We start from the raw sequence: 13,829 nt of genomic DNA, 5'->3' as shown, positions 1-13,829 counted from the left end.
ACCCGGGCCGACCACTCGACGGAGTCATCCATGCCTGAGGACCAGGACACCCGGACCGTACTGAGCGACGAGGAACTGCGCACCCTGGACGCCCACTGGCGGGCGGCCAACTACCTTGCGGCGGGACAGATCTACCTGCTCGCCAACCCGCTGCTCACCGAGCCCCTGCGGCCCGAGCACATCAAGCCCCGGCTGCTCGGTCACTGGGGCACCTCACCCGGACTGAACCTGGTGTACACCCACCTCAACCGGGCGATCTCGGCCCGTGGACTGGACGCGCTGTGCGTCTGGGGGCCCGGCCACGGCGGCCCCTCCGTGCTGGCCAACTCCTGGCTGGAAGGCAGCTACAGCGAGACCTACCCGGACGTCGGCCGTGACGCGGAGGGCATGGGACGGCTGTTCCGGCAGTTCTCGTTCCCCGGTGGCGTGCCCAGCCACGTCGCGCCCGATGTGCCCGGCTCCATCCACGAGGGCGGCGAGCTCGGCTACTCCCTCGCCCACGCCTACGGCGCCGCCCTGGACAACCCCGGACTGCTCGTCGCCTGCGTGATCGGTGACGGGGAGGCGGAGACCGGGCCGCTGGCCGCGTCCTGGCACTCCAACAAGCTCCTCGACCCGGTCCACGACGGTGCCGTCCTGCCGATCCTGCACCTCAACGGATACAAGATCGCCAACCCGACCGTCCTGGCCCGCCTGCCCGAACCCGAACTCGACGCGCTGCTGCGCGGCTACGGCCACGAACCCCTCCACGTGAGCGGCGACGACCCGGCCGTCGTTCACCGCGCGCTGGCGCGGGCCATGGACACCGCCCTGGACCGCATCACCGAGGCCCAGCGCGCCGCCCGCGACGACGGCGCCACCGAGCGGGTGCGCTGGCCGGTGATCGTGCTGCGCACCCCGAAGGGCTGGACCGGCCCCGCCGAGGTGGACGGAAAGCCCGTCGAGGGCACCTGGCGCGCCCACCAGGTGCCGCTCTCCGGTGTCCGTGACAACCCCGGGCACCTGCGGCAACTGGAAGCGTGGCTGAAGTCGTACCGGCCCGAAGAGCTGTTCGACGACTCCGGCCGGCCCGTCGCCGACGTGCTCGCCTGTGTTCCCGAGGGCGCCCGTCGCCTCGGCTCCACCCCGCGTGCCAACGGCGGACTGCTGCTGCGCGAACTCCCCATGCCCTCGCTCGACGACTTCGCCGTGCCCGTCGACAAGCCCGGCACCACCCTCCACGAGCCCACCCGGGTTCTCGGCGACCTCCTCGAACGGATCATGCGGGACACCGCGGACCGACGGGACTTCCGGCTCGTGGGCCCCGACGAGACCGCCTCCAACCGGCTGGGGGCCGTCTACGATGCCACCGGCAAGGCCTGGCAGGCCGCCGTCCTCGACCTCGACGAACATCTCGACCGGCACGGCAGGGTGATGGAGATCCTCTCCGAACACCTCTGCCAGGGCTGGCTCGAGGGATACCTTCTCACCGGCAGGCACGGACTGTTCTCCTGCTACGAGGCGTTCGTGCACATCGTCGACTCGATGGTCAACCAGCACATCAAGTGGCTCAGGACCTCGCGCGAGCTGTCCTGGCGGGCGCCCGTCGCCTCGCTCAACTACCTGCTCACCTCGCACGTCTGGCGCCAGGACCACAACGGCTTCTCCCACCAGGACCCCGGCTTCGTCGACCACGTGCTCAACAAGAGCACCGACGTCGTACGGGTCTACCTCCCGCCGGACGCCAACACCCTGCTGTCCGTGGCGGACCACGCCCTGCGCAGCCGCGACTACGTCAACGTGATCGTGGCCGGGAAGCAGCCCTGCCACGACTGGCTGTCGATGGACGAGGCGCGCGTGCACTGCGCACGGGGTGCCGGGATATGGGAGTGGGCCGGCACCGAGAACGGCGGTGAACCCGACGTGGTGCTCGGCTGCGCCGGTGACGTGCCGACCCAGGAGGTGCTGGCCGCGGCGCAGCTGCTGCGCCGTCACCTGCCCGAGCTGGCGGTCCGCGTGGTGAACGTCGTCGACATCGCCCGGCTGCTGCCCCACGGGGAGCACCCGCACGGTATGACCGACTTCGAGTACGACGGCCTGTTCACCGCCGACAAGCCGGTGATCTTCGCCTACCACGGCTATCCGTGGCTGATCCACCGCCTCGCCTACCGCCGCAACGGCCACCCGCACCTGCACGTGCGCGGCTACAAGGAGTCCGGCACCACGACGACACCGTTCGACATGGTCGTCCGCAACGACCTGGACCGCTACCGGCTGGTCATGGACGTCATCGACCGTGTCCCGGGCCTGGCCGTGCGGGCCGCCGCCGTGCGGCAGCGGATGGCCGACGCGCGCAGCCGGCACCACGCCTGGATCCGCGAGTACGGCACCGACCTGCCCGAGGTGGCGGAGTGGAGCTGGAACGCGTGAGCACCGGTCGCCGCCTCCCCGCCCTGTAGGCTTCGCCCCCTGCGTGTGCCGTGTCCGCGCGCACGCAGGGGAACGCAGGACCGGTGGACCGGGAGGGAACGGCGTTGCACGTCCAGGAGTGGCTCGAGACCGTGCCGGCGGTCGCCGTGTACGCGCTGGTGGGTCTGGTCATCGGGCTGGAGAGTCTGGGTATCCCGCTGCCGGGCGAGATCATCCTGGTCTCGTCCGCGCTGCTCGCCTCCCAGCACGGCGACATCGATCCGCTGGTCCTCGGGGTCTGCGCCACCGCCGGCGCGATCATCGGCGACTCGATCGGCTACGCCATCGGCCGCAAGGGCGGCCGGCCGTTGCTGGCCTGGCTGGGCGCGAAGTTCCCCCGGCACTTCGGCGAGGGGCACATCGCGACCGCCGAGCGGTCGTTCCAGAAGTGGGGCATGTGGGCCGTCTTCTTCGGCCGGTTCGTCGCCCTGCTGCGCATCTTCGCCGGGCCGCTCGCGGGCGTGCTGCGGATGCCGTACTGGAAGTTCCTCACCGCCAACGTCCTCGGCGGCATCCTCTGGGCGGGCGGCACCACGGCCGTCATCTACTACGTCGGCATCGTCGCCGAGTCCTGGCTGAAGCGCTTCTCGTGGCTGGGTCTTGTCCTGGCCGTGCTGATCGGCGTGACGTCGGTGCTGGTCCTCAAGAGGAAGGCGAACAAGGCGGCACCCGCGCCCGTGACGGCGGGCGACTGAACGCCCCGCGGGCGCGGGGAACAACGTCCGCCGGCGGACCGCTCGTGCCCCTATCCCTCGTGCTGTTCCCGGTGTGCCTTCGCCAGCTCCGCGTACATCGTGCCGTTGAGCGTGAGCCCCTCCCGTTCCTCGGGGCTGAGCTCCCGCCGCACCTTCGCGGGCACCCCCGCGACCAGCGACCCGGGCGGCACCCGCATGCCCTGCGGCACCAGCGCCTGGGCGGCGACCAGCGACCCCGCGCCGATCACGGCGCCGTTCAGCACCGTCGCCCCCATGCCGATCAGACAGTCGTCCTCGACGGTCGCCCCGTGCACCACGGCGTTGTGCCCGATCGAGACCCGCTCGCCCACGCCGACCGGAAACCCCGGGTCGGCGTGCAGGGTGCAGTTGTCCTGCACGTTGCTGTGCGCGCCGACGGAGATCCGCTCCACGTCGCCGCGCAGCACCGCCCCGTACCAGACGCTCGCGCCGGCGCGCAGCGTCACGTCCCCGATCACGGAGGCCGTGGGCGCCACGAACGCCTCCGGGTCCACCTGCGGCTCCTTGCCGCCGATGCCGCTGATCAGCGCCTGGTGGGTCATCGTCGCCTCCTCGTCGGGTGATGGGGGAACGGTACGCCACACCCGGTGGGGTGAAGATCACAGGGTCACCGGCCCGTCGGCGCGGCGCCCGCCGACTACCGTGAGCGGGTGCCGAAGCGCAAGAACACGTTCTCGTCCTGGCCGCGCCGCCTCGCTCAGCGCGTGGTCCACGCGGGCTGGGCCTGGGTGCAGCGCACGGGCTCGGTGACCGCCGAGCACCCGGGCCGCTTCCGCTTCGCGGCGATGGGAACGGGTACCAGGCTCGCCTTCCCGCTCGGCACGGTGTTCGGCGAGTCGTGGATCCGGATCGGCGCGCACTGCATCGTCGGCGAACAGGTCACCCTCACGGCCGGTCTGATGCCCGGCCTCGACCTCGGTCCTGAGCCGATCCTGCGCATCGGCGACGGGGTCGTCCTGGGCCGCGGCAGCCATGTCATCGCCGACACGACGATCACCATCGGCAGCGACTGCTACTTCGGGCCGTACGTCTACGTCACCTCCACCAATCACTCCTACGACGATCCGCACGAGCCCATCGGCAAGCAGTGGCCGCGGATGGAGCCCGTGGAGATCGGCCCGGGCTGCTGGATCGGCACCGGCGCGGTGATCCTGCCGGGGGCGCGCGTCGGCCGGAACGTGGTGGTGGCAGCGGGCGCGGTGGTCCGGGGCACGGTGCCCGACCACGCCGTGGTCGCGGGAGCCCCGGCCCGGGTGGTGCGCCGCTGGACCCCCGACGACGGCTGGCAGCCGCCGCTGCGCACCCCGGCGCCCGTACCGATCCCTGAGGGCGTCACCCCGGAGCAGTTGCGGGCGTTGTCGTTGCTGGACGAGGAGGGTGTGGCCCGGCTCGCCGAACTGGACGAGGACGGCGCTCACCGGCTCGCGGACGGCACCGCCCGGCTCGCGGAACTGGAACCGGGGGGCTGACCGGAACTCACCCCGTGGCCGGCGGCACCGACCCCACCAGGGCCCGCCCGGCCGCCCGCACCGCGCCGAGACATCGAGCCGAGCGGGGGGGACGACCCCCATCGGGCCCGGGGCGAGCGCCCTGTGGAACGCGAGCACCGCCACCGGGCCGACCGGACCGGCGGCGACCGCGAACCACGGCCACCGAGACGGACTGCGAGACCACGACGACGGTGAGCGCGGGGGTGCGCCGGGTCGGCACCCCGCCGCCGAAGTCGGCCGTACCCCACAGCAGGCTGGTGGCCAGGGCGAAGAGTGCTGTCACGGCGGGCCCCGCAGTACAGTGCGGTGAACGAACGGGTGCACCACACCGTAGTCAAATGAAGCGGAACGGACGGAATGTGTCGGACCTCGACCTGCTGACCCAGTCCCTGGCGCGCAACGTCAAGCGCTGGCGCGCCGAGCGTGGCTTCACCCTGGACGCGCTCGCGGCCCGGGCGGGGGTCAGCCGCGGCATGCTCATCCAGATCGAGCAGGCCCGCACCAACCCGAGCATCGGCACGGTCGTCAAGATCGGCGACGCGCTCGGGGTCAGTGTCACCACCCTGCTCGACTACGAGCGGGGCCCCCAGGTCCGGATCGTTCCCGCCGATCAGGCCGTGCGGCTGTGGCACACCGGGGGCGGCAGCTACAACCGGCTGCTCGCCGGCGCCGAGGCCCCCGGCCCGCTGGAGATGTGGGACTGGCGGCTCATGCCGGGTGAGAGCAGCGACTCCGATCCGCACCCCGCCGGCACGGTCGAACTCCTGCACGTCACCACCGGAGAGCTGACACTCACCGTCGACGGGGCCGAGCACCGGGTGCCGGCCGGCGCCAGCGCCTCCTTCGAGGCCGACGTGCCCCACACGTACGGCAATCGGGGAGACGCTCCGACGAAGATGATCATGGCCGTCTCGGTGCCGCCCGTGCGCTGAGAACACTTCGGCCACGCCACGCCCGCTCCGCACTGCCTCATGGAGTACGGCGGCATCGCCCCGATCGGACTGTCCGACGACTGGCCGTTGCCGGTCGACGCGGCCGTCGTGGACCTGCCGTACGTGCTCGTGGGCAGCGGTCGGCGGGCGCGGCAAGCTGCTGGTGCCCGGCAAGGCGTTCGCGGAGCTTTCGGGAGCGGTCGTACTCGAGGGCCTGGGCGTGGCCGCCTGAGGCCACCCGGGACCGCGCGACCGGGTCAGAGGGGGCCCGCCGCGTGGTGGGCCAGCGGCAGATGCGGGTCCGCCGCGCCCGGCACGGGTTCGGGGTCGGCGTGGACCAGGGCGGCGGTCAGCCGGGGAACGGCGTGCAGCAGTGCGTGCTCGGCATCCACGGCGATGCGGTGGGCCTCGCGCACGGTGGCGTCGCCGTCCACCACGACCGCCACCTCCGCCCGCAGCCGGTGGCCGATCCAGCGCAGCCGCAGCTCACCCACCGAGCGCACGCCCGGAACCCCTGTCAGGGCCTGCTCGGCCCGGTCCACCAGCGCCGGGTCCACGGCGTCCATCACCCGCCGGAACACCTCCCGTGCGGCGTCCCGCAGGACCAGGGCGATCGCCACCGTGATCGCCAGTCCGACCGCCGGGTCCGCGTACCGCCACCCCAGGGCGGCGCCGCCCGCGCTCAGCAGCACCGCCAGCGAGGTGAACGCGTCCGTCCGCGCGTGCAGCCCGTCGGCGACCAGCGCCGCCGAGCCGATGGCCCGCCCGACGCGGATGCGGTAGCGGGCCACCCACTCGTTCCCCGCGAACCCGACGACGGCCGCGACGGCGACTACCGGGACGTGTTGCACGGGGCGCGGGTCCAGCAGCCGGCCGACCGCGGTCCAGCCGGCGAAGGCCGCGGACGCGGCGATCGTCAGCACGATCACGATGCCGGCCACATCCTCGGCCCGCCCGTAGCCGTAGGTGAACCGGCGGGTGGCGGCGCGCCGCCCCAGGACGAAGGCGATGCCCAGCGGTACGGCGGTCAGCGCGTCCGCCGCGTTGTGCACCGTGTCGCCGAGCAGCGCCACCGAGCCCGAGAGGAGCACCACGACCGCCTGCGCCAGTGCCGTCGCCCCCAGTACCGCCAGGGAGATCCACAGCGCGCGCATGCCCCGGGCCGACGACTCCAGCGCGGGGTCGACCTTGTCGGCGGTCTCGTGGGAGTGGGGGGCGAGGAGGTGGGTGAGGCGGTGGAGCAGGGAAATGTGAGGGCGGTGCTCGTGATGGGCGTGGTGGTGCCGGTCGGTCACGATCGTCCCCTTCCGGTGCGTACGGCCGTCGAGGTGGACGCGGCGGCGCCCACGGAGCCATTATGTGCGTATGAGCGCACGCATGCACCTGTCACCTGCGCACGATGCGCACCCCCACACTCCGGGCGAGGAGCAGTTCGCGCTGGCCGCGGAGCTTCTCGCGCTGCTCGGCGACCGCACCCGGCTGGCCCTGCTGCACGCCCTGAGCGGCGGCGAGGCAGATGTCACCACGCTCACCGAGGCGTGCGGGGCGGCGCGCCCGGCGGTCAGCCAGCACCTCGCACGGCTGCGCCTCGCGGGGCTTGTGGACACCCGCAAGGAGGGCCGCCGGGTGATCTACTCCCTGCGCGACGGCCACCTGCGGCGGCTGGTGGACGAGGCGCTGAACGTGGCCGACCACCGCTTGGGCGACCAGCCACCGCACGACTGACGGGTTGAACGGGCATCGGGGCGCTTCGGAGCCGGACCTCCGGGGGAGCGGTCAGCCGAGCCGGGGTATCTCGATCGCCGGGCAGCGGTCCATCACCATGTCGAGGCCGGCCGCACGGGTCCGCCCGTAGGCCGCCTCGTCCACGACGTCGAGCTGGAACCACACCGCCTTCGCGCCCTTGGCCACCGCCTCGTCCGCGACGGCACCGGCGAGGTCGCTGTTGACGAACACGTCCACGACGTCCACCGCGAAGGGAATGTCGGCGAGCGAGGCGTACCCGCGCTCGCCGTGCACCGTCTCGGCCTTCGGGTGCACCGGCACCACGCGCTTGCCGTACCGCTGGAGCACCTGGGCGACGCCGTACGCCGCGCGCCGCCGGTTCGACGACAGGCCCACCACGGCCCAGGTGTCACCGAGCCCGGTGAGGATCTTGCGGACCGTCGCCTCGTCGCCGTACACCGTGGGCCTCCCGAAGGTCGTCGAAAGCTGTTGCTCCGGACAACGAAGCAGGGCACACGGTGATTCCCGGCGCCGCCGGCCCGGGCACGGCAGACTGTAGCGGCCGCCGCGACGCGCGGTGCCGGAATCGGGCACGGCGACCCGAAAAGCGTGCGAGAGCCTGCGTACGTCCGCTCGCACGCCTACGCTCGCCTCGTGCTGCGCATCACCGACGCCCGAACCGGCGAGCCCGTGGACGCCGCCCCCGCCCGGCGGGGCCTGACCCGGGTCGAGGCCCACGCGCGGGGGTCCGGCCCGACGGACCTGCGTGTACTGCTCGTCGCCGATCTGCTCGTGCGTGCCCTGGAACTCGGCGGCACGCCCGTGTGGGCGCTGCTCACCGGTGAGGGGCAGCAGGCGGAGCTCCGCGCGGCGGGCGCGGCCCTCGGTGTCCGCCCCTTCGAGGACGGCCGGGACTCCGGAGCCGGTCTGGGCGAGGCGCAGGTGCTGCACGTCGTGAGCGAGGGCGGTGAGGCTCCCGACGGGGTGCGCCTCACCGTGGCACCCGTGCACTGGGAGGCGCCCGGCCCGCCGGGCGACACCGACCCCGCCGTCCTGCGCCTGGCCCTCCTCGCGCATCCCCGGAGCACACCCGTGACGGTCGGCCCGGCCGCCCTGGGCGACGCAGGGGACACCCTCGGACGCTGGCGCCGCGCGGTCGCCGCCTGGGCGCACCGGCCCTCGCGTCCCGTCCCCGACCCGGTGCGGGCGGACCTGCGCGCGGCGTGGGAGGACGACCTGGACACCGCCGGTGTGCTGAACGTGCTCCGCGCGGTGGAGACGGACCCGGACATGGCGGACGGCGCCCGCTTCGAGACCTACGCCTACGCCGACCGCATGCTCGGCCTCGACCTCACCCGCGACCTGGGAAGCCCGCCGTGACCGCACGTGCCGGCGCGTGGCCCCCGCGCCGTCCGGCCGTCCCGCGCCACGCCACGTCCGGCCGGCGGGCGTGACCGACCACGCACGCCCCCGCGCGCCCCGGCCCGTCCGGGCGACGGGCCGGACGACACGCCGGACCGGGTCCGCGCGCCCTTCCCGGCCGCCCCGGTGCGGCGAGCGGCAGCCGCGGCGTCCCGCCCGTACGGCGGCGCATAGGCTGGCCGGATGCAGGACGAGTACCGCACCGTCGCGCGCGCGGGTGTGCACGAGACCGAGATCAACCGCTCCCGCTTCCTGTGCGCCCTCGCCCCGGCGGCCACCGAGCGGGAGGCGCAGGACTTCATCGCCGGCGTCCGCAAGGAGCACGCCGACGCCACCCACAACTGCTGGGCCTACGTGATCGGCGCCGACGCCTCCGTCCAGAAGGCCAGCGACGACGGCGAGCCCGGCGGCACCGCCGGCGTCCCCATGCTGCAGATGCTCCTGCGCCGTGACATGCGGTACGTCGTCGCCGTCGTCACCCGCTACTACGGCGGCGTCAAGCTCGGCGCGGGCGGCCTCATCCGCGCCTACGGCGGCGCCGTGGGGGAGGCGCTGGACACGGTCGGCACCCGCACCCGGCGCCGGTTCCGGCTGGCCACGGTGACCGTCGACCACCAGCGCGCCGGCAAGGTGCAGAACGACCTGCGCGCCACCGGACGCCAGGTGCGCGACGTGCACTACGGCGAGGAGGTCACGATCGAGATCGCTCTCCCGGACGCCGACGTGCCCGCCTTCCGCGCCTGGCTCGCCGACGCGACCGCGGGGACGGCCGGTTTCGAACTCGGCGGTGAGGCGTACGGGGACGTCTGACGCCACCGAGCGCCGCTTACGGTCCATAACGGGCGAATACGGACCGGGTCGTGACGGAGCGATACGGGAGTAACCGCCCGTGCTGTCGTACCCTCCGGTTACGCTGCGGCCATCATGAGACTGCTGCACACTTCCGACTGGCACCTCGGCCGGCCCTTCCACCGGGTCGGCATGCTCGGTGCCCAGGCCGAGTTCATCGGCCACCTCGTCACCACCGCGCGCGAACGCGACGTGGACGCGGTGGTCGTGTCGGGAGACGTGTACGACCGCGCGGTACCGCCGCTCGCCGCGGTCGAGCTGTTCGACGACGCCCTGCACCGCCTCGCCGCCCTCGGTGTGCCCACGGTCATGATCTCCGGCAACCACGACTCGGCCCGCCGCCTGGGCGTCGGCGCCGGGCTCATGGAGCGGGCCGGCATCCATCTGCGCACCGAACCGTCCGCGTGCGGCACCCCCGTGCTGCTGTCCGACGCCCACGGGGACGTCGCCTTCTACGGGCTGCCCTATCTGGAACCGGCCCTGGTGAGGGACGAGTTCGCGGTGGAGAAAGCCGGTCACGAGGCGGTGCTCGCCGCCGCCATGGACCGCGTCCGCGCCGATCTCGCCGGCCGCGCGCCCGGCACCCGCTCCGTGGTCCTCGCCCACGCCTTCGTCACCGGCGGCGAACCCAGCGACAGCGAGCGGGACATCACCGTCGGCGGGGTGGCGGCCGTGCCCGCCGGGGTGTTCGACGGCGTCGACTACGCGGCGCTCGGCCATCTGCACGGCTGCCAGACCATCACCGAACGCGTCCGCTACTCCGGCTCCCCGCTGCCGTACTCCTTCTCGGAGGCCGCCCACCGCAAGACCATGTGGCTCGTCGACCTGGCCGCCGACGGAGCCGTCACCGCGGAGCGCGTCGACTGCCCGGTGCCGCGCGCTCTGGCCCGGATCCGCGGCACCCTGGAGGACCTGCTCGCCGACCCCGCGCTGGTGCGCCACGAGGAGGCGTGGGTCGAGGCGACGCTCACCGACCCGGTCCGCCCGGCCGACCCCATGGCCCGGCTCGCCGAGCGCTTCCCGCACACCCTCAGCCTCGCCTTCGACCCGGCCCGCACCACGGACGACCCCGACGTCTCCTACGCCCGCCGCCTCGCCGGCCGCGACGACCGGCGGATCGCCGAGGACTTCGTCACCCACGTGCGCGGCACCGGCCCCGACGCGCACGAACGGGCCGTCCTGCGCGACGCCTTCGACGCCGTCCGGGCGGACGACTCGGTACGGGAGGCGGCGCGATGAGACTGCACCGGCTGGACATCACCGCCTTCGGGCCCTTCGGGGGCACTCAGAGCGTCGACTTCGACGAGCTGTCCGCGGCGGGGCTCTTCCTGCTGCACGGTCCCACGGGCGCCGGCAAGACCTCCGTGCTGGACGCCGTCTGCTACGCGCTCTACGGCTCCGTCCCCGGGGCCCGGCAGAGCGGTCAGGGCACGGCGCTGCGCAGCGACCACGCCGCCCCGGCCACCCGGACCTCGGTCACGCTCGAGCTCACCGTCGCCGGACGGCGGCTGGAGATCACCCGGCAGCCGCCCTGGGAACGTCCCAAGAAGCGCGGCACCGGCACCACCCTGGACAAGGCCCAGACCTGGCTGCGGGAACGCGTCGCCGTCTCGGGCGCCTGGAAGGACCTCAGCCGTTCGCACCAGGAGATCGGCGAGGAGATCACCCAGCTCCTCGGCATGAGCCGGGAGCAGTTCTGCCAGGTCGTGCTGCTGCCCCAGGGCGACTTCGCCCGCTTCCTGCGCGCCGACGCCGAGGCCCGGGGCAAGCTGCTGGGCCGCCTCTTCGACACGCGCCGCTTCGCCGACGTGGAGAAGCGCCTCGCCGAACGGAGGCGCGCCACCGAGTCCCTGGTGCGCGACGGCGACGCCGACCTGCTGGCCGACGCCCACCGGATGCAGCAGGCCGCGGGCGGCACCATGGAGCTGCCCGGGCCGGCGCCCGGCGAACCGGGGCTGGCCGAGGCCGTGCTGAGCGCCGCCGCCGTCGCCCGCAGCACCGCGCGGGAACAGCTCACCGCCGCCCGGTGCCGGCTCACCGCCGCCGAGTCCGCCCTGGCCGACGCCGGCCGGGGTCTGGACGAGGAACGCGAACGGGACCGGCTGCAGAGGCGGTTCGCCGAGGCGCGGGAACGGGCGGCGCGGCTCGAGGAGGAGACCGGCGCCCACCGGGAGGCGCGGACCCGCATGGAGCGGGCACGCAAGGCCGAGACCGTCGCCCCCGCGCTGGACCTGCGGGACTCCGCCGAGACCGAGCACCGGCGGGCGGCCGCCGCCGAACTGCGCGCGCGAGCCCTCCTCCCGGCGTCCCTGGCGGACGCGGGAGCGGACGGACTCGCGGTCGCCGCCCGCAGGGCCGCCGAGGAACTGGGCGGGCTGGCGTCGGCCCGCCGCGCCGAGCGGCGCCTGACGGATCTCCTCGGCGAGCGGGCCGGCCTGGACCGGCAGGAACGCGCCGACGAGGAGGCCCTCCAGGACGCGGAGTCCTGGCTCGCGGACTGGGAGGAGTCCCGGACCGGTCTGCAGAGCCGCATCGAGTCCGCGCAGCAGGCCGCGGCCAGGGCAGGTGAACTGGCCGTGCGGCGGGACCCCGCGCGGCAGCGGCTGAACGCCGCGCGCCTGCGCGACCGGCTCGCCGAGGACGCGGACACGGCCGACGACGAGGCCCGCGCCGCCCGGGAGCGCGCGCTCACGGCCAGGCAGCGGTGGCTCGATCTCAAGGAACAGCGGCTGAACGGCATCGCCGCCGAACTGGCCGCCGGCCTCACCGACGGCGACCCCTGCGCCGTCTGTGGTGCCACCGAGCACCCCGCCCCCGCCCGCAGGGTCGACGGGCACGTCGACCGCGAGACGGAGGAGCGCGCCCTCGCCGAGCACCAGAGCGCTGACGAGCGCCGCGCGGAGGCCGAGCGGCGGCTCGGCGCCGCCCGGGAGGCACTGGCCGCCGCGAGCGCCGAGGCCGGGGACGGCGCCACCGAACAACTCTCCCGCGCGGTGGACGAGTTGGAGCAGGAGTACGCGCGGGCGCGGGAGGCCGCCTCCGTACTGCACTCCGCGCAGGAGCAACTGCGCCACGCGGAGCACGAGTACGAACTGCGGGTCGCCGCCCAGCGCGAGGCGGCCGTCCGGGCCGCCTCCCGGGTGGGCCACCGTGAGCGGCTGGACCGGGAACGCGAGACCCTGGAAGCGGAGTTGGCGCAGGCCCGTGGGGACGCCGCCAGCGTGACCGCGCGCGCCGCGCAGCTCGAACGGAGCGTCGCGCTGCTCACCGACGCCGCCGACACCGTCCGCACCGCCGAGAACGCGGCCCGGCGGCTCAAGGAGGCCGACGCCCGGCTGGCCGACGCCGCCTTCCGGGCGGGCTTCGACACCCCGCAGGCCGCGGCCGACGCGCTCCTCGACGACGCCGCCCACCGCGCACTGCAACGGCGCCTGGACGCCCGGCAGCAGGAGGAGGCGGCCGTACGGGCCGTCCTTGCCGAGCCGGAGACCGCTGCCGCCGCGGGGCGGCCGCCCGCCGACCTCGCCTCCGCGCGGCGGGCCGCCGAGGAAGCCGGCCGCAGGGCGCGTGAGGCGGCCTCCGCCCTTGACGCCGCCGTCCGGCGCTGCGCCGAGCTCGACCGGCTCTCCGCCCGGGCCGCCGCCTCGGTACGCCGGCTGGGACCGCTGCGCGAGGAGTACGACCGGGTGGCCCGTCTGGCCGGTCTCGCGGCCGGCACCTCGGCGGACAACGAGCGGCGGATGCGCCTGGAGTCGTACGTCCTCGCCGCCCGGCTGGAACAGGTCGCCGCCGCCGCGACCGTGCGGCTGCACCGCATGTCGTCCGGCCGCTACGCCCTCGTCCACTCCGACGACCGCACCGGCCGCGGCCGCAGCGGCCTCGGACTGCACGTCGTGGACGCCTGGACCGGGCGGGAGCGCGACACCGCCACCCTCTCGGGCGGCGAGACCTTCTTCGCCTCCCTCGCTCTCGCGCTGGGCCTCGCCGACGTCGTCACGGACGAGGCCGGCGGGGTCCGGCTGGACACCCTCTTCATCGACGAGGGCTTCGGCAGCCTCGACGACCAGACCCTCGACGAGGTCCTGGACGTTCTGGACTCCCTGCGCGAGCGCGACCGCAGCGTGGGCATCGTCAGCCACGTCGCCGATCTCCGCCGGCGGATACACGCCCAGCTGGAGGTCGTGAAGGGGCGCTCGGGTTCGCAGCTGCGGCAGTGCGGGACGCGGTGA

The 13,829-nt window shown here is 74.3% G+C and carries 12 protein-coding genes and 2 pseudogenes; 10 read left to right on the top strand and 4 right to left on the bottom strand.

Features of this window, described 5'->3' with window-relative positions; translation table 11 throughout:
* Positions 1-30: 30 nt before the first annotated feature.
* Positions 31-2,409, top strand: a complete 2,379-nt coding sequence (locus tag BU52_RS17090; protein WP_037935025.1) for a phosphoketolase family protein — start codon at positions 31-33, stop codon at positions 2,407-2,409.
* 104 nt (positions 2,410-2,513) lie between these two features.
* Positions 2,514-3,143 carry a DedA family protein gene (locus BU52_RS17085; protein WP_037935199.1) on the top strand — a complete coding sequence of 210 codons (630 nt, stop codon included), beginning with the start codon at positions 2,514-2,516 and terminating at the stop codon, positions 3,141-3,143.
* Positions 3,144-3,193: 50 nt separating this feature from the next.
* On the opposite strand, the gene BU52_RS17080 is transcribed toward BU52_RS17085, so the two are convergent.
* On the bottom strand, positions 3,194-3,724 hold the full coding sequence (locus tag BU52_RS17080; RefSeq protein ID WP_037935022.1) for a gamma carbonic anhydrase family protein: 531 nt from the start codon (positions 3,722-3,724) through the stop codon (positions 3,194-3,196).
* Between the two features lie 108 nt (positions 3,725-3,832).
* Here BU52_RS17080 and BU52_RS17075 point away from each other — a divergent pair, with 108 nt between their 5' ends.
* The gene (locus BU52_RS17075) at positions 3,833-4,651 is read left to right on the top strand and encodes an acyltransferase (RefSeq protein WP_037935018.1); all 819 of its coding nucleotides are present in this window, start codon (positions 3,833-3,835) and stop codon (positions 4,649-4,651) included.
* Between the two features lie 84 nt (positions 4,652-4,735).
* On the opposite strand, the pseudogene BU52_RS36385 reads toward BU52_RS17075, so the two are convergent.
* Positions 4,736-4,955: pseudogene (locus BU52_RS36385) on the bottom strand (hypothetical protein); the annotation flags it as partial.
* Positions 4,956-5,031: 76 nt separating this feature from the next.
* Here BU52_RS36385 and BU52_RS17070 point away from each other — a divergent pair.
* Positions 5,032-5,604, top strand: a complete 573-nt coding sequence (locus tag BU52_RS17070; RefSeq protein ID WP_037935196.1) for a helix-turn-helix domain-containing protein — start codon at positions 5,032-5,034, stop codon at positions 5,602-5,604.
* A gap of 39 nt (positions 5,605-5,643) precedes the next feature.
* Positions 5,644-5,836, top strand: a pseudogene (locus tag BU52_RS33700) (YbaK/EbsC family protein); the annotation flags it as partial.
* A 25-nt stretch (positions 5,837-5,861) separates the two neighbouring features.
* Here BU52_RS33700 and BU52_RS17065 read toward each other — a convergent pair.
* Positions 5,862-6,899 (bottom strand): cation diffusion facilitator family transporter, encoded by a 1,038-nt coding sequence (locus tag BU52_RS17065; protein WP_037935015.1) that lies wholly within the window; start codon positions 6,897-6,899, stop codon positions 5,862-5,864.
* A gap of 70 nt (positions 6,900-6,969) precedes the next feature.
* Here BU52_RS17065 and BU52_RS17060 point away from each other — a divergent pair, with 70 nt between their 5' ends.
* Positions 6,970-7,329: an ArsR/SmtB family transcription factor gene (locus BU52_RS17060; RefSeq protein WP_037935013.1), complete on the top strand. Its 360-nt coding sequence runs from the start codon at positions 6,970-6,972 to the stop codon at positions 7,327-7,329.
* Positions 7,330-7,380: 51 nt separating this feature from the next.
* Here the strand turns inward: BU52_RS17060 and BU52_RS17055 are convergent, their stop codons facing one another.
* Positions 7,381-7,788: a CoA-binding protein gene (locus tag BU52_RS17055; protein ID WP_037935011.1), complete on the bottom strand. Its 408-nt coding sequence runs from the start codon at positions 7,786-7,788 to the stop codon at positions 7,381-7,383.
* 195 nt (positions 7,789-7,983) lie between these two features.
* On the opposite strand from BU52_RS17055, the gene BU52_RS17050 reads away from it, so the two are divergent.
* The 4 genes from BU52_RS17050 (at position 7,984) to BU52_RS17035 (ending at position 13,829) form a co-directional block, all read left to right on the top strand.
* Positions 7,984-8,709 carry a hypothetical protein gene (locus BU52_RS17050; protein ID WP_200881206.1) on the top strand — a complete coding sequence of 242 codons (726 nt, stop codon included), beginning with the start codon at positions 7,984-7,986 and terminating at the stop codon, positions 8,707-8,709.
* A 225-nt stretch (positions 8,710-8,934) separates the two neighbouring features.
* Positions 8,935-9,561, top strand: a complete 627-nt coding sequence (locus BU52_RS17045) for a YigZ family protein (protein ID WP_037935006.1) — start codon at positions 8,935-8,937, stop codon at positions 9,559-9,561.
* A 114-nt stretch (positions 9,562-9,675) separates the two neighbouring features.
* Positions 9,676-10,839 carry an exonuclease SbcCD subunit D gene (locus BU52_RS17040; protein ID WP_037935004.1) on the top strand — a complete coding sequence of 388 codons (1,164 nt, stop codon included), beginning with the start codon at positions 9,676-9,678 and terminating at the stop codon, positions 10,837-10,839.
* Positions 10,836-13,829 (top strand): AAA family ATPase, encoded by a 2,994-nt coding sequence (locus BU52_RS17035; RefSeq protein WP_037935002.1) that lies wholly within the window; start codon positions 10,836-10,838, stop codon positions 13,827-13,829. Before BU52_RS17040 ends, BU52_RS17035 begins: the two co-directional genes overlap by 4 nt.

It is taken from the genome of Streptomyces toyocaensis (genome assembly GCF_000725125.1).
Classification (GTDB): domain Bacteria; phylum Actinomycetota; class Actinomycetes; order Streptomycetales; family Streptomycetaceae; genus Streptomyces; species Streptomyces toyocaensis.
This window is presented reverse-complemented; position numbering and strand designations above follow the sequence as displayed.

Excerpts from the sequence above, each read along its gene's own strand:
- BU52_RS17090 (WP_037935025.1), top strand. The coding sequence starts at position 31 with ATGCCTGAGGACCAGGACACCCGGACCGTACTGAGCGACGAGGAACTG.
- BU52_RS17080 (WP_037935022.1), bottom strand. The coding sequence starts at position 3,724 with ATGACCCACCAGGCGCTGATCAGCGGCATCGGCGGCAAGGAGCCGCAG.
- BU52_RS17060 (WP_037935013.1), top strand. The coding sequence starts at position 6,970 with ATGAGCGCACGCATGCACCTGTCACCTGCGCACGATGCGCACCCCCAC.
- BU52_RS17045 (WP_037935006.1), top strand. The coding sequence starts at position 8,935 with ATGCAGGACGAGTACCGCACCGTCGCGCGCGCGGGTGTGCACGAGACC.
- BU52_RS17040 (WP_037935004.1), top strand. The coding sequence starts at position 9,676 with ATGAGACTGCTGCACACTTCCGACTGGCACCTCGGCCGGCCCTTCCAC.
- BU52_RS17035 (WP_037935002.1), top strand. The coding sequence starts at position 10,836 with ATGAGACTGCACCGGCTGGACATCACCGCCTTCGGGCCCTTCGGGGGC.